Origin of the sequence: Cedecea sp. NFIX57 (genome assembly GCF_900177785.1) — a bacterium.
Classification (GTDB): domain Bacteria; phylum Pseudomonadota; class Gammaproteobacteria; order Enterobacterales; family Enterobacteriaceae; genus Cedecea; species Cedecea neteri_C.
Window position 1 is genome coordinate 180,745 of record NZ_FXAS01000003.1, and the last position, 22,435, is coordinate 203,179.

General features: G+C 56.1%; 20 protein-coding genes and 1 tRNA gene. 14 read left to right on the forward strand and 7 right to left on the reverse strand.

Going from position 1 to position 22,435, the window contains the following annotated elements:
- Window positions 1–8 precede the first annotated feature (8 nt).
- The 4 genes from mtlR to B9Y90_RS03550 all read right to left on the reverse strand — a co-directional run bounded on the left by mtlR (window position 9) and on the right by B9Y90_RS03550 (window position 4,888).
- On the reverse strand, window positions 9–548 hold the full coding sequence (gene mtlR, locus B9Y90_RS03535; protein ID WP_008458691.1) for a mannitol operon repressor MtlR: 540 nt from the start codon (window positions 546–548) through the stop codon (window positions 9–11).
- Window positions 549–593: 45 nt separating this feature from the next.
- The gene (gene mtlD, locus B9Y90_RS03540; protein WP_085540227.1) at window positions 594–1,742 is read right to left on the reverse strand and encodes a mannitol-1-phosphate 5-dehydrogenase; all 1,149 of its coding nucleotides are present in this window, start codon (window positions 1,740–1,742) and stop codon (window positions 594–596) included.
- A gap of 160 nt (window positions 1,743–1,902) precedes the next feature.
- Window positions 1,903–3,822 carry a PTS mannitol transporter subunit IICBA gene (locus B9Y90_RS03545; RefSeq protein WP_039288796.1) on the reverse strand — a complete coding sequence of 640 codons (1,920 nt, stop codon included), beginning with the start codon at window positions 3,820–3,822 and terminating at the stop codon, window positions 1,903–1,905.
- A gap of 466 nt (window positions 3,823–4,288) precedes the next feature.
- Entirely contained in the window at window positions 4,289–4,888 is a 600-nt protein-coding gene (locus B9Y90_RS03550; RefSeq protein ID WP_085540228.1) for an NAD(P)H oxidoreductase, read from the reverse strand.
- Window positions 4,889–4,988: 100 nt separating this feature from the next.
- Between B9Y90_RS03550 and B9Y90_RS03555 the strand changes: the two genes are divergently transcribed.
- From B9Y90_RS03555 to exaC, 5 genes are all read left to right on the forward strand, one after another.
- A complete protein-coding gene (locus B9Y90_RS03555) occupies window positions 4,989–5,879 on the forward strand; it encodes a LysR family transcriptional regulator (protein WP_085540229.1) in 891 nt (296 codons plus the stop codon).
- A 65-nt stretch (window positions 5,880–5,944) separates the two neighbouring features.
- On the forward strand, window positions 5,945–6,553 hold the full coding sequence (locus tag B9Y90_RS03560) for a glutathione S-transferase (RefSeq protein WP_039288809.1): 609 nt from the start codon (window positions 5,945–5,947) through the stop codon (window positions 6,551–6,553).
- Between the two features lie 69 nt (window positions 6,554–6,622).
- Window positions 6,623–8,011, forward strand: coding sequence for an L-seryl-tRNA(Sec) selenium transferase (gene selA, locus B9Y90_RS03565; protein ID WP_085540230.1), 1,389 nt, complete (start codon window positions 6,623–6,625; stop codon window positions 8,009–8,011).
- Window positions 8,008–9,843, forward strand: a complete 1,836-nt coding sequence (gene selB / locus B9Y90_RS03570) for a selenocysteine-specific translation elongation factor (RefSeq protein WP_085540231.1) — start codon at window positions 8,008–8,010, stop codon at window positions 9,841–9,843. The genes selA and selB overlap by 4 nt, the downstream gene beginning before the upstream one ends.
- Window positions 9,844–9,980: 137 nt before the next feature.
- Window positions 9,981–11,519 (forward strand): acetaldehyde dehydrogenase ExaC, encoded by a 1,539-nt coding sequence (gene exaC / locus B9Y90_RS03575; RefSeq protein ID WP_085540232.1) that lies wholly within the window; start codon window positions 9,981–9,983, stop codon window positions 11,517–11,519.
- A 96-nt stretch (window positions 11,520–11,615) separates the two neighbouring features.
- Here exaC and B9Y90_RS03580 read toward each other — a convergent pair whose 3' ends face one another.
- A complete protein-coding gene (locus tag B9Y90_RS03580; RefSeq protein ID WP_085540233.1) occupies window positions 11,616–12,695 on the reverse strand; it encodes a type I restriction endonuclease in 1,080 nt (359 codons plus the stop codon).
- 249 nt (window positions 12,696–12,944) lie between these two features.
- On the opposite strand from B9Y90_RS03580, the gene B9Y90_RS03585 reads away from it, so the two are divergent.
- Both B9Y90_RS03585 and B9Y90_RS03590 read left to right on the forward strand, forming a co-directional pair.
- Window positions 12,945–13,196 (forward strand): type II toxin-antitoxin system Phd/YefM family antitoxin, encoded by a 252-nt coding sequence (locus B9Y90_RS03585; RefSeq protein ID WP_085540234.1) that lies wholly within the window; start codon window positions 12,945–12,947, stop codon window positions 13,194–13,196.
- The gene (locus tag B9Y90_RS03590; protein ID WP_085540235.1) at window positions 13,193–13,489 is read left to right on the forward strand and encodes a type II toxin-antitoxin system RelE family toxin; all 297 of its coding nucleotides are present in this window, start codon (window positions 13,193–13,195) and stop codon (window positions 13,487–13,489) included. The genes B9Y90_RS03585 and B9Y90_RS03590 overlap by 4 nt, the downstream gene beginning before the upstream one ends.
- A gap of 3 nt (window positions 13,490–13,492) precedes the next feature.
- Here the strand turns inward: B9Y90_RS03590 and fdhD are convergent, their stop codons facing one another.
- Window positions 13,493–14,317: a formate dehydrogenase accessory sulfurtransferase FdhD gene (gene fdhD / locus B9Y90_RS03595; RefSeq protein ID WP_085540236.1), complete on the reverse strand. Its 825-nt coding sequence runs from the start codon at window positions 14,315–14,317 to the stop codon at window positions 13,493–13,495.
- A 180-nt stretch (window positions 14,318–14,497) separates the two neighbouring features.
- On the opposite strand from fdhD, the gene fdnG reads away from it, so the two are divergent.
- The 4 genes from fdnG to fdhE are packed head-to-tail and all read left to right on the forward strand — an operon-like array spanning window position 14,498 to window position 20,021.
- Window positions 14,498–17,548: a formate dehydrogenase-N subunit alpha gene (gene fdnG, locus B9Y90_RS03605; RefSeq protein WP_139827337.1), complete on the forward strand. Its 3,051-nt coding sequence runs from the start codon at window positions 14,498–14,500 to the stop codon at window positions 17,546–17,548.
- Between the two features lie 12 nt (window positions 17,549–17,560).
- A complete protein-coding gene (gene fdxH / locus B9Y90_RS03610) occupies window positions 17,561–18,463 on the forward strand; it encodes a formate dehydrogenase subunit beta (protein ID WP_008458719.1) in 903 nt (300 codons plus the stop codon).
- A complete protein-coding gene (fdoI, locus tag B9Y90_RS03615) occupies window positions 18,460–19,095 on the forward strand; it encodes a formate dehydrogenase cytochrome b556 subunit (RefSeq protein WP_038477697.1) in 636 nt (211 codons plus the stop codon). Before fdxH ends, fdoI begins: the two co-directional genes overlap by 4 nt.
- Complete coding sequence (gene fdhE / locus B9Y90_RS03620) at window positions 19,092–20,021, forward strand: formate dehydrogenase accessory protein FdhE (protein ID WP_085540238.1); 930 nt, start codon at window positions 19,092–19,094, stop codon at window positions 20,019–20,021. Before fdoI ends, fdhE begins: the two co-directional genes overlap by 4 nt.
- A gap of 48 nt (window positions 20,022–20,069) precedes the next feature.
- On the opposite strand, the gene B9Y90_RS03625 is transcribed toward fdhE, so the two are convergent.
- A complete protein-coding gene (locus B9Y90_RS03625; RefSeq protein ID WP_085540239.1) occupies window positions 20,070–20,291 on the reverse strand; it encodes a YgdI/YgdR family lipoprotein in 222 nt (73 codons plus the stop codon).
- Between the two features lie 232 nt (window positions 20,292–20,523).
- Between B9Y90_RS03625 and B9Y90_RS03630 the strand changes: the two genes are divergently transcribed.
- The 3 genes from B9Y90_RS03630 to B9Y90_RS26820 all read left to right on the forward strand — a co-directional run bounded on the left by B9Y90_RS03630 (window position 20,524) and on the right by B9Y90_RS26820 (window position 22,082).
- On the forward strand, window positions 20,524–20,859 hold the full coding sequence (locus B9Y90_RS03630; protein ID WP_085540240.1) for a nuclear transport factor 2 family protein: 336 nt from the start codon (window positions 20,524–20,526) through the stop codon (window positions 20,857–20,859).
- Between the two features lie 84 nt (window positions 20,860–20,943).
- Window positions 20,944–21,858 (forward strand): alpha/beta hydrolase, encoded by a 915-nt coding sequence (locus tag B9Y90_RS03635; RefSeq protein WP_085540241.1) that lies wholly within the window; start codon window positions 20,944–20,946, stop codon window positions 21,856–21,858.
- Between the two features lie 129 nt (window positions 21,859–21,987).
- A tRNA-Sec gene (locus tag B9Y90_RS26820) sits at window positions 21,988–22,082 on the forward strand.
- Window positions 22,083–22,435 lie beyond the last annotated feature (353 nt).

Consider the following 22,435-nt stretch of genomic DNA (forward strand, 5'->3'; position numbering starts at 1 on the left):
AAAAGCGGCTATTTCTGGAAGGCTTTTTTTAAGCTGATCCGGGAGATCAGCTCTGTCAGGGAAAGTACCATTGTGGAGCGAACAATTTGCATGTAGCGCTGACGCTGCATCGCCAGCAGCTCAGGATCGCTGCCGTCAACGAAGGTCGGCGTCGGCGGGAGCGCCGTCACGCAGTGCAGCTCGCCGAACGGGCCAAGCATTTCGTCATCGGTAAAGCTGTACTCGTTGCCGTCGTGGTTCAGCTCTTCGCGGAGCGCCATCAGCAGCTCGCAGTCTTCGTACTCAGCGCGATTCAACACGCCCAGTCCGTAGATAAGCTTCAGGCGTACCGAAAGGTCGCCCAGCGGGCCGTCGCCGTCCAACAGGGGCTCAACCGCATATTTCACCGCGTAGTCGTCCTTGCGGAACACCTGCAGCACCAGGATATTTACCGCTTCGGTTAACAGCTCGACGGCAGCAATCAGCAGGCTTCTTACGGTTTTGCCGGCATTCAGTCGCTCAAGCACGCGGTTTTCAAAGGCCTGGGTTTCTTCCATTTTTGCCTGCATCACTAAACATGTTTCAGGCGCGGTATCCACCGCGCCTGCATAGGGTTACGCTATGGCGTTATACGCCTTCACCGCCTCAGTCACGGCTTCGCTGTTCGCATCCAGACCGGACACTTCCGCCAGCGCCGCCTGCGGGCCTTTCTCCGCCAGCAGCTGTTTCAGCTCCTGCGCCTGCGGGTCCTGCTCGCTGTGGTAGTGCATTGCCGCCGCAATCCCTTTAATCAGGTTCACGTGAGGCAAACCGTACTCAATTGTCCCCAGCAGCGGCTTAACCAGGCGGTCACCCGCGCTGAGTTTACGCAGCGGCTGGCGGCCAACGCGTTCCACGTCATCCTTCAGATACGGGTTTTCGAAACGACCGAGGATTTTCTTGATGTACGCGGCATGTTTGTCGGCTTCAAAGCCGTAGCGCTTAATCAGCACCGCGCCGCTCTCTTCCATCGCCCCTTTCACTACGGCGCGCACTTTCTCATCAAGAATGGCATCGCGGATAGTCTGGTGCCCGGCCAGCTGACCGAGGTACGCGGTTATAGCATGCCCGGTATTCAGCGTGAAGAGCTTGCGCTCGACAAACGCCATAAGATTATCAGTAAGTTCCATGCCAGGAATGTTCGGCAGGTCACCTTTAAACTGGGTTTTATCGACAATCCACTCGCTAAAGGTCTCCACGGTCACTTCCAGAGGATCGTTAGTGGCGGATTCCGACGGCGGCACAATGCGGTCAACCGCAGAATCGACAAAGCCAACGTGCTGCTCAACCCACGCCCACGCCTCGGCAGACAGCGCTTTCTTGACGTGCTCTTTCAGCTGGCTGGTGCCGCGCACCATGTTTTCACAGGCGATGATGTTCAGCGGCGTTTCGTTGCCGTTCGCGCGGCGCAGCTCCAGGCCTTTGGCAAGCGTTGGCGCGATGCGCTCCAGCACAACCGGGCCGACGGCGGTGGTGATCAGATCAACCTGAGCGATAAGGGCCACAACGTCATCGCCAATGCTGCTGACGGCATTCACGTTGGAGACGGTATCAATCTGCTGCTGCTCGCCCACTACGTGAACCTGGTAGCTGTGACGCGCGTTCAGGGAATCCAGAACCACCTGGTTTACGTCGGCAAAAGTCAGCTGCAGACCGGCGTCCGCCAGCAGTTTACCGATAAAGCCACGACCGATATTACCTGCACCAAAATGTAATGCTTTCATTGCGTTAACCTTCCTGATTATTTCACCCGTGAGGGCTGGGGTAAGGATACTGTATGCGAATCCCCTCACCCTAGCCCTCTCCCCAAAGGGGAGAGGGAACATCCAGAACTTCCCCCGTTTACTCCCTCTCCCTTTCAGGGAGAGGGTTGGGGTGAGGGTCCTACTTCTTACCGGCCAGCAGATCCAACACTTCCTGAACGCTGGTGGTGTGCGCCAGGCGCTCAATCACCGACTCATCATCCAGCGCGTTGGTCAGGCTGGTGATCACCTGGATGTGTTCGTTATTGCGGGCAGCAATCCCGATAACCAGGCGAGCCACGTCTTCCGGCTCTTCACCAAAGTGAACGCCTTCAGGATACTGGCAGAACACCACGCCGGTTTTCAGCACGCGATCTTTCGCTTCCACGGTGCCGTGAGGAACCGCAATACCTTCGCCCAGATAAGTCGGGGTCAGTTTTTCACGCTCAAACATCGCGTCCACGTATTCCGGCTGCACGTAGCCGCCGTTCACCAGCTGTTCACCGGCAAAGCGAATCGCTTCTTCTTTATTGCTGGCTTTCAGGCCGAGGAACACGTTACCCGCGCCCAGCTTGAACACCGCGTCTTCGCTGGAAACAAAGCTGTCTTCCAGGCTGTGCATCACTTTTTCTTCTTTCTGACTCAGGTTCTGAGAAGCCAACAGGCGCTCAACCAGGTTGGCGTAAAGGCTGCTGTCGAGGAAGTTAGTCAGGGAGATATGCTGTGCCTGCGGCACCTGGCGCATCGCACGCTCGGTCAGGTCACGGTGGGTAATCACCAGGTCAACGTCGTCCGGCAGGCTGTTGATCGCGCAGTTGGTCACGGAGATGTTTTTCAGGCCAGCGTCGTTCACTTTCTTACGCAGCACGCCTGCGCCCATGGCGCTGGAGCCCATACCTGCGTCACAAGCAACGATGATTTTACGCACGTGGCTCAGGTCGTTAGACAGGCCAGCACCTACCGCCAGCGGCGCTGCGCCACCTTTGGATTCGGCTTTCATTTCCTGCATACGGCGAGCCGCAGCTTCGATGTCGTCTTCTTCTTTCACTTTGCTGGTTTTCAGCAGAATGGCGGAGACCACGAAGGAAACAATCATTGCCGCACAGATAGCCGCGATATTAGCGAAGTACGCGCCTTTCGGCGTCATCGCCAGTACCGCCAGGATGGAACCAGGGGATGCCGGAGATACCAGGCCGCCGTTCAGCACGGTCAGGGTGAACACGCCGGTCATACCGCCGAGGATAACGGCCAGGATCAGACGTGGGTTCATCAGCACGTACGGGAAGTAAATTTCGTGGATACCGCCCAGGAAGTGGATGATAGCCGCGCCGCCAGCAGACTGCTTGGCGTTACCGCGCCCAAAGAACATGTACGCCAGCAGAACACCCATACCCGGACCCGGGTTCGCTTCAATCAGGAAGAAGATGGATTTGCCCAGCTCGTGGGACTGCTGAATACCCAGCGGCGAGAAGATACCGTGGTTGATGGCGTTGTTCAGGAACAGGATTTTGGCTGGTTCTACAAAGATAGACGCCAGCGGCAGCATGTCGTGCACAACCATGAAGTTAACGCCTGCCGCCAGAACTTTGGACAGGACTTCAACCGCCGGGCCGATGCCGAGGAATGCCAGAATCGCCAGGATCATCCCGATGATACCGGCAGAGAAGTTGTTCACCAGCATTTCAAAGCCGGATTTGATTTTACCGTCGACCCATTTGTCGAAGTGCTTGATTGCCCAGCCGCCCAGAGGACCCGCAATCATTGCGCCGAGGAACATCGGCATATCTGCACCGACGATAACGCCCATGGTAGTAATCGCACCCACCACGCCGCCGCGGTCACCGCCAATCAGGCGACCACCGGTAAAGCCGATCAGCAGCGGCAGCAGGTAAGTGATCATCGGGCCTACCAGCTTCGCCAGCGTTTCGTTTGGCAACCATCCGGTAGGAATAAATAAGGCCGTGATAATACCCCAGGCGATAAACGCCCCGATATTTGGCATAACCATATTGCTGAGGAAACGACCAAAGCTTTGCACTTTGATCTTGATATCGGATGACATACACATACCCCTTGTTGGTGTTCCGCGCTGAAAAGCAGCCCGAGGTTTATTGTTAACGTAGCGGCAGGGTCGCCGGCCTTATGCAGTAAAGTGACGCGAATCTGGCACTGAATCGTTAAGCTGTCCAGCAACCGCCCAATTATGTGAGTTAGATCACTAATACTCAGGGATCACCCATCCACATTGAGTGATGATGATCACATAATTGCAGTGTAAAAAAAGTACACCGTGGAATTTTTAACCCTGACTGACCTTTTAATGTGATAAACATCACATTTAGTTATGACACCTTTGTTATTTATTTGTGATCTAACTCACAAAGTATTTTTAGGCAGGTTAATCCTAATGTGATCCAGTTAAAATCTGGGCGTTGACAACAAACGGCGGGCAAGAAAAGGATGAAAGTAAATTACAGCGAAGCGGCTGGCAGAAAGCGCGGCGTTGAATGCCGCGCAGGAATGAAAAGTTAGTTATCTAAATCTGAGACAATGCCACGCGCCTGAGCAAACAGCTGCTGGTAATGGGCGTCGCTGTCGCCAATCCCCTCTTCCACGCCGATGGTATTATAGAGAAAGTCGATTTTTGCATCCTGAATGCCAAGGTAGCTCATTGAGCCGCTAATAAAGTCGGTCATGTTTTTTTCCCAACCGTACTTCACGAAACCGGCCTGTGAACCGCCGACCAGTGCCACCCAGCGGATTTTCTTCCCGCCTAACTTACTGCCTGGCCCGTAGCCCAGACCGTTGTTCCACACGCGATCCAGGTAGCCTTTAAGCATGGCCGGGAAGCTGTACCACCACACCGGGAACACGATCACCATCGTGTCTTTATCTTCCAGTTCACCGAACAGGCGGTGAACTTCCGGGGAGTACTGCTTCTGCGGGTTGTTCCAGTCCGGCTCGTCTTCCACGCCCAGCGCCGGGTTAAAGCCGCTGCGGTACAAATCGAGAGAAGAGACATTAATGCCGCGCTCCGCCGCCTCGCCCTGAATTTCCTGTACCACCTGCGCGGTTAGCGATTCGCTGCGTGGGTGCGCCCAAACAATATACATATTCTCTGATTTCATGGAGTTATCTCAGTCAGTGGGGATGTGCGTTCACTTTACGACCGCTGGATAATTCTGTAAAACGTAGTATTTGAGATGAGTTAATGAAGAATTTTCACTAATGGCGCTGAATTTTACCGACTTCGCGACCTTTATCGCCGTGGCGAGGCACAAAAGCTTTCGTGCCGCCGGAGACGAGCTGGGGCTTTCTCCTTCGGCAATTAGCCACGGCATCAAGCAGCTCGAGCAGCGCCTGAAAATCCGGCTGTTCAACCGCACCACCCGCAGCGTTTCGCTAACCGAGGCTGGCAGCAACCTCTACGAGCGCCTGCGCCCGGCCTGCGACGAAATTAATACCATTCTCGATGAGGTGAACTCATTTCGCGACACGCCGATGGGCACCCTCAAAATTAACAGTTCGCGGCTGGCTTCACGCCTTGTGCTGATGCCGCTGGTCGCCGGGTTTACCGCCCGCTATCCCGACATCAAAGTCGAAGTGACCACCGACGACAGGCTGGTGGATATCGTGAAGCAGGAGTACGACGCCGGGATACGCCTCAGTACCACGGTGGAAAAAGACATGATCGCCGTCCCCATCGGCCCAAAAGCGAGGATTTGCGTGGTTGCCACACCGGAGTATCTGGCGCAAAACCCTGCGCCAGTGCACCCACGCGAGCTGGTTAATCACTGCAGCGTTACCTTCCGCTTTCACAGCGGCCGCCCCTATTGCTGGGAGTTTTACGGGCCGGAAGGCAAGCTGGAAGTGACGCCCTGCGGCAACATCATCGTGGACGATCTCGACTCCGAGCTGGCAGCGGTGCTGTGCGGCGCAGGCATCGGCTATCTTTATCAGCAGCAGGTAGAAGACCATCTGGCGAGCGGCAGGCTGGTTTCGATGCTTGAGGACTGGCTGCCTGAGCTGCCGCCGTTCCAGTTCTATTATCCAGGCCGCCAGTACATGCCCAGTGCGCTTCGCGCCTTCGTCGATTACATAAAAGCGCCGCAGGCGTAGACTTTTTCACCAATGTTGGGTATCTGTTTCATACTTACCTCAAGTTGGCAAAAACGGATAATGTCATGAAACTGATCGGTAACTACACCAGCCCCTATGTGCGAAAGATCTCGGTCATCCTGCTTGAAAAAGGCCTCAGTTTTGAATTTATTAATGTCAATCCGTGGGTTGGCGACAGCCCGGCCCCGCAGTACAACCCGCTAGGCAAAGTCCCAACGCTTATTACCGATGAAGGCGAGCGCTGGTTTGATTCGCCGATCATCGCCCAATACCTTGAGCTGCTGAACATTGCGCCAGCGCTTATCCCGCACGACCCAAAGGCGGCACTGAAAGTGCGCCAGCTTGAGGCGCTTTCCGATGGCATTCTGGATGCGGCGTTAACGTCAGTGCGTGAGAAACTGCGCCCGGCGGAACAGCAGTCTGAAGAAGTCCTGGTGCGCCAGCGCGAGAAGATTGGCCGCGCCCTCGACCTGCTGGAAGAATACGCCGCCGACGGCACGCTGGCCGCAGAGCCGCTCAATCTGGCCAGTATTTCTGCGGCCTGCGCAGTGGGCTATCTCAATTTCCGCCGCGTTGCGCCAGGCTGGTGTGTGAACCGCCCGCACCTGGTCAAGCTGGTGGAACAGCTGTTCCAGCGCGAGAGTTTTGCCCGTACCGAACCGCCCGCGGCATGATCTGCGGCCAGGACAGGGGACGTTGTCCCCTGTAATATCGCCCACAAATTTCTTAATTCAGCCCCTGCCATGACGACAGCTCAAACACTTTTTAGCCATCTTCCGGCGACCGACCGCCTGCTGCGCGATGCCGCCTTTACCGCCCTGCTTGCCGAGTTCGGCCACACCCGCGTGGTTACCACGCTGAGAACGCTGCAAAACGAAGCGCGCGAGCACATCCGCACGGCGAACACACTGCCGGACTGGAGCGAAGACTGGGCGAAGAAAACGCGTAGCGTGCTCGAGGCCAGCCAGCGCAGCGCTCTCCAGCCCGTGTTCAACCTGACCGGCACGGTACTGCACACCAATCTTGGCCGGGCCTTACAGGCAGAAGAAGCTATTGCGGCAGTGACAGAAGCCATGCGCTCCGCCGTCACGCTGGAATATTCTTTGGACGACGCCGGACGCGGCCACCGCGATCGCGCCATTGCCGATCTGCTTTGCGAGCTGACCGGGGCGGAAGATGCCTGCATCGTCAACAACAATGCGGCGGCGGTCCTGCTGATGCTGGCGGCCTGTGCCAACGGCAGCGAAGTGGTGGTTTCGCGCGGCGAACTGGTGGAGATTGGCGGCGCGTTTCGCATCCCCGACGTCATGCGCCAGGCGGGCTGCACGCTGGTTGAAGTCGGCACCACCAACCGTACACACCTGAAAGACTACCGCGCGGCAGCGGGTGAAAACACCTCGCTGCTGATGAAGGTTCACACCAGCAATTACCACATTGAAGGCTTCACCAAAACCGTCAGCGAGGCCGAGTTGGTTACGCTGGGTAACGAACTGAACCTGCCGGTCGTCACCGACCTGGGCAGCGGCTCGCTGGTCGATTTAAGCCAGTGGGGCCTGCCGCCTGAGCCAATGCCGCAGCAGCTGATTGCCGACGGTGTGAGCCTGGTGAGCTTCTCCGGCGACAAACTGCTCGGCGGCACGCAGGCCGGGATCATCGTCGGCAAAAAGGCGCTAATCGAGCGCATTCAGAGCCACCCGCTGAAGCGTGCGCTGCGGGCCGACAAAATGACGCTGGCGGCGCTGGAAGCCACACTGCGGCTGTACCAACACCCGGAAACGCTGGTTGAACGCCTGCCAACCCTGCGCCTGCTGACCCGCAGCGCCGAAGAGATCCACCAGCAGGCCAGCCGCCTGCTACCCGCATTTAAAGAGCGCTTTGGCGAGCAGTTCGACGTGCGCGTTGAGGCATGCCTGTCGCAAATCGGTAGCGGCTCTTTGCCCGTTGATCGCCTGCCGGGCGCAGCTCTGACTTTCACGCCGAAAGACGGACGCGGCACAACGCTCACCATGCTGACGCAAACTCTGCGTGAGCTGGAAAGGCCGGTGATTGGCCGCGTGGCCGAAGGCCGCCTGTGGCTGGATTTACGCTGCCTGGAAAACGAAGAACTACTGCTGGAGGGACTCGCACAGTGATTATCGCCACCGCCGGGCACGTCGACCACGGCAAAACCACCCTGCTTCAGGCGCTGACCGGGGTAAACGCAGACCGCCTGCCGGAAGAGAAAAAACGCGGCATGACCATCGACCTCGGCTACGCCTACTGGCCGCAGCCGGATGGCCGGGTTATCGGCTTTATCGATGTACCAGGGCATGAAAAGTTTCTGGCCAACATGCTGGCGGGCGTCGGCGGCATCGATCATGCCCTGCTGGTCATCGCCTGCGACGACGGCGTGATGGCGCAAACCCGCGAGCATCTGGCGATTTTACAGCTGACAGGTAACCCGAAGATTACCGTCGCGCTGACCAAAGCCGACCGGGTGAGCGACAGCCGCATTGCAGAGGTCCGCGATGAAGTTGTCACGCTGCTGGGTGAGGCGGATGCCGCTATTTTTGTTACCGCCGCCACCAGCGGGGAAGGCGTTGAAGCGCTACAGCAGCATCTCAAAGGGCTGGGCGAACGCCCTCACGCCACTGCACATCGCTTCCGCCTTGCCATCGACCGTGCCTTTACGGTCAAGGGCGCAGGACTGGTAGTGACCGGCACGGCGCTGAGCGGGGAAGTTAATATCGGTGATTCACTCTGGCTGACCGGCACAGAAAAACCGATGCGCGTGCGCGGCCTCCATGCTCAAAACCAGCCGGTAACCCGCGCCATGGCCGGGCAGCGCATTGCGTTGAATATCAGCGGTGACGCGGAAAAAACGGATATCAGCCGGGGCGACTGGCTGTTAAGCGAAAAACCGCTGCAGCCGGTTGAGCGCGTCATCGTCGAGCTGCAACCCCTGCAGCCGCTCCAGCAGTGGCAGCCGCTGCATATTCACCATTCTGCTCGCCACGTAACCGGGCGTGTTTCCCTGCTCGAAGGTAATTTAGCCGAGCTGGTGCTGGATGTGCCGCTGTGGCTGGCGGATAACGACCGCCTGGTGCTGCGCGATATCAGCGCCCGCACCACGCTCGCCGGGGCCCGTGCCGTGCTGCTCCATGCGCCACGTCGTGGTAAACGCCAGCCCGCTTTCCTGAGCTGGCTGGGTGAGCTGGCAGCAGTCACCGATGACCAACAGGCGTTGAGAACACATCTGACTCGCGGAGCCGTGCTGCTCAACGAATTTGGCTGGGCGCGTCAGTTAACAACACAAGGGCTTCAGGCCCTGCTTGCGAAGCCAGGCTATTTGCAGGCAGGCAACGCGCTGCTAAGCCCGGACGTGGCCGCTATCTGGCAGCAAAAACTGCTCGACGCGCTGGCTCGCTACCACCAACAGCATGACGATCAGCCGGGGCCGGGGCGAGAACGCCTGCGCCGCATGGCGTTGCCCGCAGAGGACGAAGGCCTGGTGCTGTCGCTCATCGAAAAAATGCGAGGTGAAGGCCTGCTCATGAGCCGCCAGGGCTGGCTGCATCTGCCGGGGCATGAGCCAGGGTTTTCCGCTACACAACAGGCCGTGTGGGATAAAGTCGACGTCCTCTTTGGCGACGAGCCGTGGTGGGTGCGCGACCTGGCCAAAGAAACCGGCGAGGAAGAGCAGGCCATGCGCCAGCTGCTAAGATCCGCCGCTCAGCAAGGGCTGGTCACCGCGATTCTGAAAGATCGTTATTACCGCAACGATCGCCTGCAGGCGTTTGCCGATCTGATCCGCGAGCTGGATCAAACCCACGGCGCGACCAACGCCGCTGACTTCCGCGACAGGCTGGGCGTGGGCCGCAAACTGGCGATTCAGATTCTGGAGTATTTCGACAAAATTGGCTTCACCCGGCGGCGCGGCAACGACCATCTGCTGCGCGATAAGGCGCTATTTTTAGCTGCGTGATTTTCCATTCTGCGGGAAGAGGTCTGCCCTCTTCTCCGCAGGGAATCCGTGAAGCGTGTCGTAAAGCCGACGCGAAATGGCGAAGAAACAGGCAGCCCGGACTACCCTAGTGAGTGAACCATCACAAGGAGACTGCCATGACAAACAATCCTCCCGATACCCGTATTATCCCCGGCGAGTATGGTTTCCCGCTCAAGCTTAAACCTCGTTATGACAACTACATCGGCGGCCAGTGGGTTGCCCCGGTTGGTGGTCAATACTATGAAAACCTCACCCCGGTGACCGGCCAGCCGCTGTGCGAAATCGCCAGCTCCGGCAAGGCCGACATCGACCTGGCGCTGGATGCCGCCCACGCAGCCAAAAAAGGCTGGGGGCAGATGTCCGTGCAGGAGCGCGCCACCCTTCTGCTGAAAATTGCCGATCGCATGGAGCAAAACATTGAGCTGCTGGCGACGGCAGAAACCTGGGACAACGGCAAACCGATTCGCGAAACCAGCGCCGCCGACGTGCCGCTGGCTATCGACCACTTCCGCTACTTTGCCTCCTGCATTCGTGCCCAGGAAGGCGGCATCAGTGAGGTGGATAAAGATACCGTCGCCTATCACTTCCATGAACCGCTTGGCGTGGTGGCGCAGATTATCCCGTGGAACTTCCCGCTGCTGATGGCGAGCTGGAAAATGGCGCCAGCGCTGGCGGCGGGCAACTGCATCGTACTGAAACCCGCGCGGTTGACCCCGCTCTCCGTGCTCCTGCTGATGGAGCTGGTTGGCGATCTACTGCCGCCTGGCGTGGTTAATGTGGTGAACGGCGCGGGCGGTGAAATTGGTGAATACCTGGCGACGTCTAAACGCATCGCTAAAGTGGCGTTTACCGGCTCCACCGAAGTCGGCCAGCAGATCATGCAGTACGCCACCCAAAACATTATCCCGGTCACGCTGGAGTTAGGCGGCAAATCCCCGAACATTTTCTTTGCCGACGTGATGGAAGAGGAAGACGCCTTCTTTGACAAGGCACTGGAAGGCTTTGCGCTATTCGCCTTCAACCAGGGTGAGGTCTGTACCTGCCCAAGCCGCGCGCTGGTGCAGGAATCTATCTACGAGCGCTTTATCGAGCGGGCCATTCGCCGGGTAGAAGCCATCCGCAGCGGCAACCCTTTGGACAGCCGCACCCAGATGGGCGCGCAGGTGTCTCAGGGGCAAATGGAAACCATCCTCAACTATATCGACATCGGCAAGAAAGAAGGTGCGGACGTGCTCACCGGCGGGCGCAGAAAAGCGCTGACGGGCGACCTGCAGGCGGGCTACTACCTTGAGCCGACCATCCTGTTCGGTAAAAACAACATGCGCGTATTCCAGGAGGAGATCTTCGGCCCGGTGCTCGCCGTCACCACGTTTAAAACCGTGGAGGAGGCGCTGGAGCTGGCAAACGAGACCGAATATGGCCTTGGCGCGGGCGTGTGGAGCCGCAACGGCAGCCTGGCGTACAAAATGGGGCGCGGCATTCAGGCCGGGCGCGTGTGGACCAACTGTTACCACGCCTACCCGGCGCATGCGGCGTTCGGGGGCTACAAACAGTCGGGGATCGGGCGCGAGACCCATAAGATGATGCTGGAGCATTACCAGCAGACGAAGTGTCTGCTGGTGAGCTATTCCGACAAACCGCTGGGCCTGTTCTGAGGAATGACCCTCACCCTCTCCCTGGCAGGGAGAGGGGATACACACTCTCCTCTGCCTGTTTTTCGCCTTATTCTTCAGGAACGAAGAGTATGCTCTTTAATTGTAGGAACAAGCGGTAGCTTTCAATATCTCTGCATGGAGATAAATATCATCAAGGCTTGATATAGGATGCCGTGTCTCAGCTTTAGCCTCGTCAAAAATACCAATATATTTTTGCGCGCGATTAAAATGCAGGCGGCATATAGGCTTGCGGTTGTTATCATCCAGCAAAATACCAAAGTAGCTTTTTGTATCACGATGATTTATACGATTAGCTTCAACAACGGTGCGAACAATCGCTTTGACAATATGGTAGCCCTCCAACTCTTCAACCGTGGTGACGATTTCACTGTCTTCTGTTTTTTCCTCTGTCTCCACGTCATTAACAGATAGCTGAACATCTTTCACACCCGAAGGCTGTACGCCACTCATTGCTGACTTTAATCGCTCATTGACCTGGTCATTTAAAAATTGACTAGCGGCCTTACGCGTAAGCTCGGTAAATGACTCCCTGACTTTCTGCGTGATCATGCCATCATAAACTCTGGAGGCGAAAAATTTCACAAAGTCATCTTCTGGCTCAGAAAACTGCAGTGCTATCAATTTTTTAATATGACTTACATATTTCAATTCACCCGCTGCATTGATAATCGACTCAACGTCAAATGCAGACTTTGTTAGCTTTAGCAGCTCAGGCAAAACGTACTCGTCGATATCCAGCAAATCAAACTCAAGAAAGGGTTTTTCATCCATCTTGTTAGGTGAGTCCAGATCGGTGTAAAACTTATAAAGCTGCCCATTGGTTAAAATAGAGATGCGTGCATTAGTAACATGGAAGTAACGGAAAAGTTGCGATGCATGATTAATATTAAGTGGCTCACCAATCTTCTTACATTCAATTAATATCTGCACTTCTCCATTTTTAAGAATGGCATAATCGATTTTCTCGCCCTTTTTCGTTCCAACATCACATATAAATTCAGGCACAACTTCAGTCGGATCAAAAACATCATAACCAAGCACGCTGTGGATAAATGGCATAACAAAGGCCGTTTTTGTTGCCTCCTCCGTCTGTATAGCGCCAGCTTGCTGTTTTATTTTTGCTGAAAGTGTATTTAATTTTTCTATAAATTCCATGGCATGGAGCCCCCAGATAATTGATATTTGCTGAGATGTAGAGACATAATTTATTTAAAACCAAATAGGGTTTATAAAGATACTACTAAGTTTTAGTTAGGGAAGAAAAACGTCGTTAACTTTTATCCCTTATCACTCGCAGTAACTATAGCCGCTATCTAAAAAAGAACAAAAAACGCCCAAAAGACTTGTTAACAGGTCTCTTAGATCTATAATAAAGACCCATTAAACAGTCTTAAGAGGTGACTTATGCCTAGCATCATCCTGAGCGACACCAGCGCTAGCGTTAGCGAACTGAAAAAAAATCCGATGGCGACGGTTAACGCTGGAGACGGCTTCCCCGTTGCAATACTAAATCGCAACCAGCCGGCGTTTTACTGCGTACCAGCCGAGCTTTATGAAAAAATGCTTGATGCGCTGGATGACCAGGAGTTGGTGAAGCTGGTCAATGAACGTAACAACCAGCCACTGATTGACGTGGATTTGGACAGTTATTTATGAGCTATACGGTGAAGTTCAGGGAAGACGCGTTGAAAGAATGGCACAAACTTGATAAAGCCATACAACAGCAGTTCGCCAAAAAGCTAAAGAAATCCTGCGAGGACCCACACATCCCGGCAGCAAAACTTCGTGGCATGAAGGATTGCTACAAAATCAAACTGAAATCCAGCGGGTTCCGGCTGGTGTATCAGGTCATTGATGAAGTGTTGGTGATCGCCGTCGTTGCCGTTGGGAAACGCGAAAGAAGCCAGGTTTATAATCTTGCCAGCGAACGGATGAAATCCGTCCGCTAAAATCTAACGCAGCCGCTCAGGATGCGTATAAACCGTTGCCCGTCCGGGCCGGTTAAAGCCCACCAGCGTCAGATTTGTACGCTGCGCAACTTCAACGGCTAATGAGGTGGCCGCAGACACCGCGAACAGGATTTCAATGCCGCACATTGCGGCCTTCTGCACCATTTCGTAGCTAGCCCGGCTCGACACCAGCGCGGCACCGTTTTGCCACGGATTACGGCTGCGAACGCCGAGCATTTTATCCAGCGCTACGTGGCGGCCAATATCTTCCCTTCCGTCGAGGATCTGCCCGTCAGGATCGAGCCATAACGCCGCATGAGTGCAGCCGGTTAGCTCGCCAATGGGCTGGTAGTCGCGCATTTTTTTCAGCGCCGCATCCAGGTTTTCCAGGGCAAACGTCTGGGTAAACGGCAGCGGCGGCACAGGGCGGCCAATATCGTTTAACTGCTCGACACCGCAAACGCCGCAGCCGGTTCGCCCGGCCAGCGCACGGCGGCGCTCTTTCAGCCCCATAAAGCGGCGGCTGGACAGCTCGATCTGCACTTCAATACCGTTGCAGGACGGCGACACATCCATCCCGTAAATCTCTGCGGGACTTTCAATGATGCCCTCGGACAGGGAAAACCCGAGCGCAAACGCTTCGAGGTCTTTGGGGGAAGCCATCATCACAACATGTGAAATGCCGTTGTAGACCAGCGCGACAGGCACTTCCTCCGCCAGCCAGTCGGTTTCGGCTACGGTGAGATTGCCCCGGTGCCAAAGCTCAACGGTGCTTGCCCCAGCGATCTGCGCCACGGTTTCTTTTTCAGAGTGGTGAAATTTGTTCACTTTGTTTTAACCATTCGAGAACACCCTCAGTACCAATGTGGTATTCTACTTAATACCCCTTCCGGATGAAGGGAAGTAAGCCATCAAAATCTATACTGGTTCCAATTGTGAACCTTTGCGGGTAACCCCGCAAAAATAAATCCTAAGCAATGTGAAATGTCGAAATGTAAGGAGCGATCCATGCAGGTCAGCAGAAGGCAGTTCTTTAAGATCTGCGCTGGCGGTATGGCAGGCACCACGGCAGCAGCACTGGGTTTTGCCCCCGGCGCTGCGCTCGCGGAAACCCGGCAGTACAAGCTGCTACGCACCCGTGAAACCCGTAACACCTGCACATACTGTTCCGTGGGCTGTGGGCTATTGATGTATAGCCTCGGCGACGGCGCAAAAAACGCAAAAGCCTCAATTTTCCATATCGAAGGTGATCCGGACCACCCGGTAAACCGCGGCGCTCTGTGCCCGAAAGGGGCCGGTCTGGTGGACTTCATCCACTCCGAAAGCCGCCTGAAAACACCTTCTTACCGCGCGCCAGGCTCCGATAAATGGCAGCAAATCAGCTGGGACGATGCCTTTGACCGCATCGCGAAGCTGATGAAAGAAGACCGCGACGCCAATTTCATCGAAAAGAACGAACAGGGCACCACGGTCAACCGCTGGCTCTCCACGGGGATGCTTTGCGCCTCCGCATCCAGCAACGAAACCGGCTATTTAACCCAGAAATTTTCCCGCGCCCTCGGCATGCTTGCCGTGGATAACCAGGCGCGTGTCTGACACGGACCAACGGTAGCAAGTCTTGCTCCAACATTTGGTCGCGGTGCGATGACCAACCACTGGGTTGATATCAAAAACGCCAACCTCATCGTGGTGATGGGTGGGAACGCGGCAGAAGCGCATCCGGTGGGATTCCGCTGGGCGATGGAAGCCAAAATTCACAACGGCGCGAAGCTGATTGTTATCGATCCTCGCTTTACGCGAACCGCTTCGGTGGCGGATTTCTACACGCCTATCCGTTCCGGGACCGACATTGCCTTCCTGTCAGGCGTGCTGCTGTACCTGATAAACAACAACAAATTTAACCGCGAGTACGTCGAGTCTTACACCAACGCCAACCTGATTGTGCGTGAAGACTTCGGCTTCGACGACGGCCTGTTCACCGGCTACGACGCGGCAAACCGCAAGTACGACAAAACCACCTGGAACTACGAGCTGGATGAAGAAGGTTTCGCCAAACGCGACCTGACGCTTCAGCATCCGCGCTGCGTGTGGAATTTGCTGAAAGAGCACATTTCCCGCTACACGCCGGACGTGGTCACCAGCATCTGCGGTACACCGAAAGAAGACTTCCTGAAGGTGTGCGAGTACATCGCCGAAACCAGCGTGGCGGATAAAACCGCATCGTTCCTGTACGCCCTGGGCTGGACACAGCACTCCATTGGCGCGCAGAACATCCGCACCATGGCGATGATCCAGCTGTTGCTCGGCAACATGGGAATGGCAGGCGGCGGCGTTAACGCCCTGCGCGGCCACTCCAACATTCAGGGTCTGACCGACCTTGGCCTACTTTCCACCAGCCTGCCGGGTTATATGAACCTGCCGAGCGAAAAACAGGTGGATATCGACAGCTATCTGGCAGCCAACACGCCGAAACCGCTGCTGAAAGGCCAGGTGAACTACTGGGGCAACTACCCGAAATTCTTCGTCTCGATGATGAAAGCCTTCTTTGGCGACAAAGCGACGAAAGAAAACGGCTGGGGCTACGACTGGCTGCCGAAGTGGGACAAAGGCTACGACGTGCTGCAGTACTTCGAGATGATGAGCCAGGGCAAGGTCAACGGCTATCTGTGCCAGGGCTTTAACCCGGTGGCCTCGTTCCCTAACAAGAACAAGGTTGTGGCCTCGCTCTCGAAGCTGAAGTTCCTGGTCACCATCGACCCGCTGAACACCGAAACGTCCAACTTCTGGCAGAACCACGGCGAGATGAACGACGTTGATCCGTCGAAAATCCAGACCGAGGTGTTCCGCCTGCCATCCACCTGCTTCGCGGAAGAGAACGGCTCCATCGTCAACTCCGGGCGCTGGCTGCAGTGGCACTGGAAAGGGGCGGATGCGCCAGGGGAAGCGCTGAACGACGGCGAAATCCTCTCTGGCATCTTCACCCGCCTGCGCCACATGTACGAACGCGACGGCGGCAAAGTGCCTGAGCAGGTACTGAACATGACCTGGAAGTACCTGACGCCGGACAACCCGGCGCCGGAAGAAGTGGCCATGGAAAGCAACGGCAAAGCGCTGGAAGACCTGATTGACCCGGCCACCGGTGCGGTGCTGGTGAAAAAAGGGCAGCAGCTCAGCTCCTTTGCTCAGCTGCGCGACGACGGTACGACGTCCAGCGGCTGCTGGATCTTCGCCGGGAGCTGGACGCCGGACGGCAACCAGATGGCACGTCGCGACAACGCCGATCCGTCAGGCCTGGGCAACACGCTTGGCTGGGCATGGGCGTGGCCGCTTAACCGCCGCATTCTGTATAACCGTGCCTCCGCCGACCCGTCGGGTAAACCGTGGGATGAAAAACGCCGCCTGATCTCCTGGGATGGCGCGAAATGGGGCGGTATCGACGTGCCGGACTACAGCACTGCCGCACCGGACAGCGGCGTCGGGCCGTTTATCATGCAGCCGGAAGGGCTGGGTCGCCTGTTTGCTCTCGACAAGATGGCAGAAGGGCCGTTCCCGGAACACTACGAGCCGTTTGAAACGCCGCTGGGCACTAACCCGCTGCACCCGAACGTGGTCTCCAACCCGGCAGCCCGCGTGTTTAAAGATGACCTGGAAGCAATGGGCACGCACGACAAGTTCCCGTATGTCGGCACCACCTATCGTCTGACGGAGCATTTCCACTACTGGACCAAGCACGCCCTGCTGAACGCCATCGCGCAGCCGGAGCAGTTTGTCGAGATTGGCGAAAAGCTTGCCAACAAGCTCGGCATCGCCCACGGCGACACGGTGAAGGTCTCCTCCAACCGCGGCTACATCAAGGCCAAAGCGGTGGTGACCAAGCGTATTCGCACGCTGGACGTTCACGGTCAGAAGGTGGACACCATCGGGATCCCGATTCACTGGGGTTACGAAGGCGTGGCGAAGAAAGGCTTTATCGCCAACACCCTGACGCCGTTTGTCGGGGATGCCAACACGCAAACGCCGGAGTTTAAGGCGTTCCTGGTCAACGTGGAAAAGGTGTAACGGAGACGAATTATGGCTTATCAATCTCAGGACATTATCCGTCGTTCCGCCACTAACGGCTTCACGCCCGCGCCTCAGGCGCGGGATCACCAGCAAGAGGTCGCCAAGCTTATCGACGTCACCACCTGCATCGGCTGTAAGGCCTGCCAGGTGGCGTGCTCGGAGTGGAACGACATCCGTGATGAAGTGGGGCACAACGTCGGGGTGTATGACAACCCGGCGGACCTGACCGCCAAATCCTGGACGGTGATGCGCTTCTCGGAAGTGGAGCAGAACGACAAACTGGAATGGCTGATCCGCAAAGACGGCTGTATGCACTGTGCGGATCCGGGCTGCCTGAAGGCGTGCCCGTCGGAAGGGGCTATTATTCAGTATGCCAACGGCATCGTCGACTTCCAGTCTGAACAGTGCATCGGCTGCGGCTATTGCATTGCGGGTTGCCCGTTCGACGTGCCGCGCCTGAACCCGGAGGACAACCGCGTCTACAAATGCACCCTGTGCGTAGACCGCGTCACCGTGGGCCAGGAGCCTGCATGCGTGAAAACCTGCCCGACCGGGGCGATTCATTTCGGCTCGAAGGAAGATATGAAGACCCTCGCCGGCGAGCGCGTGGCGGAACTGAAAACCCGTGGTTATGACAACGCAGGTTTGTACGATCCGGCAGGCGTTGGCGGGACGCACGTGATGTATGTGCTGCACCATGCGGACAAGCCGACGCTGTATCACGGCCTGCCGGAGAACCCGTCCATCAGCCCAACCGTGAAGTTCTGGAAAGGCGTCTGGAAACCGCTGGCCGCCATCGGCTTTGCGGCGACCTTTGCCGCCAGCGTCTTCCACTACGTTGGGGTCGGCCCGAACCGTGCCGATGAAGAGGACGATAATCTGCACCATGACGACGACGAGGTGCGTAAATGAAAAAGCAACCGACCATTCAGCGCTACAGCGCGCCGGAGCGCATCAACCACTGGATCACCGCCTTCTGCTTCGTGCTAGCGGCGGTGAGCGGACTGGGCTTTTTCTTCCCGTCCTTCAACTGGCTGATGGGCATTCTCGGCACGCCGCAGCTGGCACGCATCCTCCACCCGTTCGTTGGGGTGGTAATGTTCGCCTCCTTCATCATCATGTTTTTCCGTTACTGGCACCACAACCTAATCAATCGGGATGATATCTTTTGGGCGAAGAATATTCGTAAGATCGTCGTCAACGAGGAAGTGGGAGACACCGGGCGCTATAACTTCGGCCAGAAATGCGTGTTCTGGGCGGCGATTATTTTCTTGGTGCTGTTGCTGGCGAGCGGCGTGATTATCTGGCGTCCTTACTTTGCGCCAGTCTTCCCTATTCCGGTTATTCGATTTGCGTTAATGCTGCATTCATTTGCCGCGGTAGCGTTAATTGTGGTTATCATGGTGCATATTTACGCCGCCCTTTGGGTAAAAGGCACCATCACCGCGATGGTGGAGGGCTGGGTTACCACGACGTGGGCAAAGAAACATCACCCGAAATGGTACCGCGAAGTCCGCCAGAAACAGGAAAAGTCATCTGAATGAGTATTCGCATAATCCCGCAAGATGAGCTGGAGAAGAGCGAGAAACGCACGGCGGAAGTGATTCCGCCGTTATTATTCCCCAGGCTCAAAAATCTCTACAACCGCCGCGCCGAACGCCTGCGCGAGCTGGCTGCCAGCAACCCGCTGGGCGACTATCTGCGCTTTGCCGCGCTGATTGCCCATGCGCAGGAAGTGGTGCTGTACGACCACCCGCTGGAGATGGATTTAACCGCCCTAATTGCCGAAGCCGCTAAAACCGGCAAGCCGCCGCTGGATATTCACGTCCTGCCGCGTGACCCGCACTGGCAGCGCCTGCTGCAGTCGCTGATTGCCGAGCTGAAGCCAGAAATGGACGGCCCGGCGTTAGCGGTGATTGAAAATCTTGAAAAGGCTTCTTCGCAGGAGCTGGAAGAGATGGCCACCGCGCTGTTCAACGCCGACTTCGCGTTAGTCAGCAGCGACAAGGCACCGTTTATCTGGGCTGCGCTGTCGCTCTACTGGGCGCAAATGGCGACGCTTATCCCCGGCAAAGCCAAAGCCGAATACGGCGAACAGCGCCAGTTCTGCCCGGTTTGCGGCTCGATTCCAGTCTCCAGCATGGTGCATATCGGCACCACTAACGGCCTGCGTTATTTGCACTGCAACCTGTGCGAAACCGAATGGCATGTGGTGCGCGTGAAGTGCAGCAACTGCGAGCAGACCCGCGACTTAAACTACTGGTCGCTGGACAGCGAACAGGCGGCGATTAAAGCCGAAAGCTGCGGCGACTGCGGCACCTACCTGAAAATTCTCTATCAGGAGAAGGATCCGAAAGTGGAAGCCGTCGCCGACGATCTGGCCTCGCTGGTGCTCGATGCCCGCATGGAGCAGGAAGGCTTCGCCCGCAGCAGCATCAACCCGTTCTTATTCCCTGGCGAAGGGGAATAAATCTGCCCTACCGGCCAGCCTTCACTGGCCGGTTATTTTTCCCGGCAATCAGCCGCGCTTAATCATCTGCACAACCTGAACGTTTTGGATCTGATGCTCCACGCCCTGTGCGTCGTAGTAACGCGTCAGCCCCGTTTGCTTGTCCAGCTCCGGTTTGCCTTTGGTCACGATCATTTCGCCGGTTTTAGTCGACATCACGTAACTGCTTGAACAAGCCACCGCCGACAGCGCAGCCACACCCACCAACATCATCCCGAAAAATTTTTTCATTTTTGCCAACCCGTTATTGTTTTAGACGCCGGATTGTAGCTGGATGAAATGCAACCGGTTGTTAATGAGTATTGCTAAGGGAGACTGGGGAAGAGGCGTTTCCGTAGCAGGTCATGCCAACGCACACTCTGCCCTCTTCTTCCATTAGACATTTTCCACTCGGCAAGAGACTCTGTTCCGGCACATAACAACACTTTGGCAGCCCGCCAGCTTCTCTTATCAGGATACTTTTATGTCAGTCACAGAACCCGTCATCCGCCAGTTCGAGGCGTACAACGCTCACGATCTCGAGGCCTTTGCCGCCTGCTTTAGCGAAGACTTCACCGCTTACCGTCCGCCAGCCACTACGCCTTCTTTGGAAGGGCGCGATGCCCTTTATGCCTTCTATAAAGAGCACCGCTTCAATAACCCGGCCCTGCGCGCAGAAATCATTTCCCGTACCGCGATGGGCAACAAGGTGTTCGACCACGAGAAGATCCACGGCCTGAGCGATGAACCGATTGAAAGCATGGCGGTTTTTGAAGTAGAAAACGGGCTGATCAAAACGGCCTGGTTCTTTTTTGGCTGAACCCTACCCCGCCATAAATAATGGGTTTACCCGACCAGTTTGTCAGCATAGGATATGGATATTCATCCAGTAAAAGGACGTATCATGGCTCTTGAACCCGCTATTGCCCGGCTGGTGAATGACTTTATTGCCGCCGGCCGCCCCTCTTCCCGGCAGCAAAGTTTTGCCGACCGCCGGGCGGGCTATATCGCCAGTACCGTGCTTGCCGGTGAAACGGAAACCAGAGTCCAGGTGGAAGATATTTCACTGGAGGGAATGCCGTTGCGGGTCGTTTCCCCACTCAACGCCAGTGGAACACTGCCGACAGTGATTTATTATCACGGCGGCTGCTTTGTCAGCGGCGGGTTTGCCACTCACGATAATCAGCTCCGCCAGTTAGCTTTTCACAGCGGATGCCGGGTAATTGCCGTGCAGTATCGCCTGGCCCCCGAACACACTTACCCTGCCGCCCATGATGATGCCGAGCGTGCCGCCATATTAATCAGGCAGCACGCCATGAATTTAGGTGTCGATAGTGAGCGTATCACGCTTGCCGGAGACAGCGCGGGCGGGCATATCGCCCTGGTAACTGCCCTGCGCCTGAAAGCGGCCGGGGAATCGCTCCCGGCCAACCTGATGCTGATTTATCCCATGCTCGATGCCGGTGCCACGCTACCAAGCTACCGGCAGAACGGCGAAGACTATGTCATCACCCGCGATACCTTGCTCAGCGGCTTTGAAGCTTATTTCCCGGGAACGGATGTGATGCACCCGGAAGCCAGCCCGCTGTGGCGCGAGGATTTTGCCGGGCTGCCACCGGTGCATATCATCACCGCCGAATACGATCCCCTGCGCGATGAAGGTGAGCGACTTTATTCCCGCCTTACAGAACAAGGTGTTACCGCAAGTTGCCAGCGTTATTTGGGCGCGATCCACGGCTTCTTCCAACTGAGTAGTATTAGCCTGACGGCAAGAGATGCCATGAGAGATATCGCCTGGCGAACCGCGTCAACAGAGTGATTCCCAGGCTGTTAGACTGATTTAGTAAATAATTTCGCTTTAGGCGCGGGATATATTCTTACTGACCCATTGGGTAGCAGCAGGAAACCCGGTATACTGCGCCCCGCCTCCATGTAGCAATGCAGGCGCGGAAGGTCGTCGTCTCCGGTGAGGCGGCTGGACTTCAACTCCAGTTGGTGCCGCCAGCGGCGCCGGGCAGGTTCGACTCCTGTGACTTTCCGCCAAAATTAAAATATCAAAAATATCTAAGTAAAATGATTGGTTGAGAATATTAAAATATTTCCACCAAAGCACATTAATGTTTTAGAGTGCAATTTATTTCATGCAGTCGTCCAGAAATCCGCAATACGTCTTATTCATTTCCAGTGCGATAAAAATCTTATACATTAATAGATGATGTTTGCCCCTCTCTGGTGCTGGAATATTTTATTGAAAAACTCATCACTGAAATAATGATGTAAAGGGTTATGCCTCTCCTTGTAGCAGAATTAGATAACCTGCGAAAATATTGCAACGCTCTGCTAATCCAGATGTTTAAGCCTGCGAGCGCCCCGCTTTGTACGCACAGATTCCGGTC

Excerpts from the sequence above, each read along its gene's own strand:
- B9Y90_RS03590 (WP_085540235.1), top strand. The coding sequence starts at position 13,193 with ATGAGCTATACGGTGAAGTTCAGGGAAGACGCGTTGAAAGAATGGCAC.
- exaC (WP_085540232.1), top strand. The coding sequence starts at position 9,981 with ATGACAAACAATCCTCCCGATACCCGTATTATCCCCGGCGAGTATGGT.
- B9Y90_RS03625 (WP_085540239.1), bottom strand. The coding sequence starts at position 20,291 with ATGAAAAAATTTTTCGGGATGATGTTGGTGGGTGTGGCTGCGCTGTCG.
- B9Y90_RS03585 (WP_085540234.1), top strand. The coding sequence starts at position 12,945 with ATGCCTAGCATCATCCTGAGCGACACCAGCGCTAGCGTTAGCGAACTG.
- B9Y90_RS03635 (WP_085540241.1), top strand. The coding sequence starts at position 20,944 with ATGGCTCTTGAACCCGCTATTGCCCGGCTGGTGAATGACTTTATTGCC.
- B9Y90_RS03555 (WP_085540229.1), top strand. The coding sequence starts at position 4,989 with ATGGCGCTGAATTTTACCGACTTCGCGACCTTTATCGCCGTGGCGAGG.
- B9Y90_RS03550 (WP_085540228.1), bottom strand. The coding sequence starts at position 4,888 with ATGAAATCAGAGAATATGTATATTGTTTGGGCGCACCCACGCAGCGAA.
- B9Y90_RS03560 (WP_039288809.1), top strand. The coding sequence starts at position 5,945 with ATGAAACTGATCGGTAACTACACCAGCCCCTATGTGCGAAAGATCTCG.
- B9Y90_RS03580 (WP_085540233.1), bottom strand. The coding sequence starts at position 12,695 with ATGGAATTTATAGAAAAATTAAATACACTTTCAGCAAAAATAAAACAG.
- fdoI (WP_038477697.1), top strand. The coding sequence starts at position 18,460 with ATGAAAAAGCAACCGACCATTCAGCGCTACAGCGCGCCGGAGCGCATC.
- B9Y90_RS03545 (WP_039288796.1), bottom strand. The coding sequence starts at position 3,822 with ATGTCATCCGATATCAAGATCAAAGTGCAAAGCTTTGGTCGTTTCCTC.
- mtlD (WP_085540227.1), bottom strand. The coding sequence starts at position 1,742 with ATGAAAGCATTACATTTTGGTGCAGGTAATATCGGTCGTGGCTTTATC.
- mtlR (WP_008458691.1), bottom strand. The coding sequence starts at position 548 with ATGCAGGCAAAAATGGAAGAAACCCAGGCCTTTGAAAACCGCGTGCTT.
- B9Y90_RS03630 (WP_085540240.1), top strand. The coding sequence starts at position 20,524 with ATGTCAGTCACAGAACCCGTCATCCGCCAGTTCGAGGCGTACAACGCT.
- fdhE (WP_085540238.1), top strand. The coding sequence starts at position 19,092 with ATGAGTATTCGCATAATCCCGCAAGATGAGCTGGAGAAGAGCGAGAAA.
- fdxH (WP_008458719.1), top strand. The coding sequence starts at position 17,561 with ATGGCTTATCAATCTCAGGACATTATCCGTCGTTCCGCCACTAACGGC.
- selA (WP_085540230.1), top strand. The coding sequence starts at position 6,623 with ATGACGACAGCTCAAACACTTTTTAGCCATCTTCCGGCGACCGACCGC.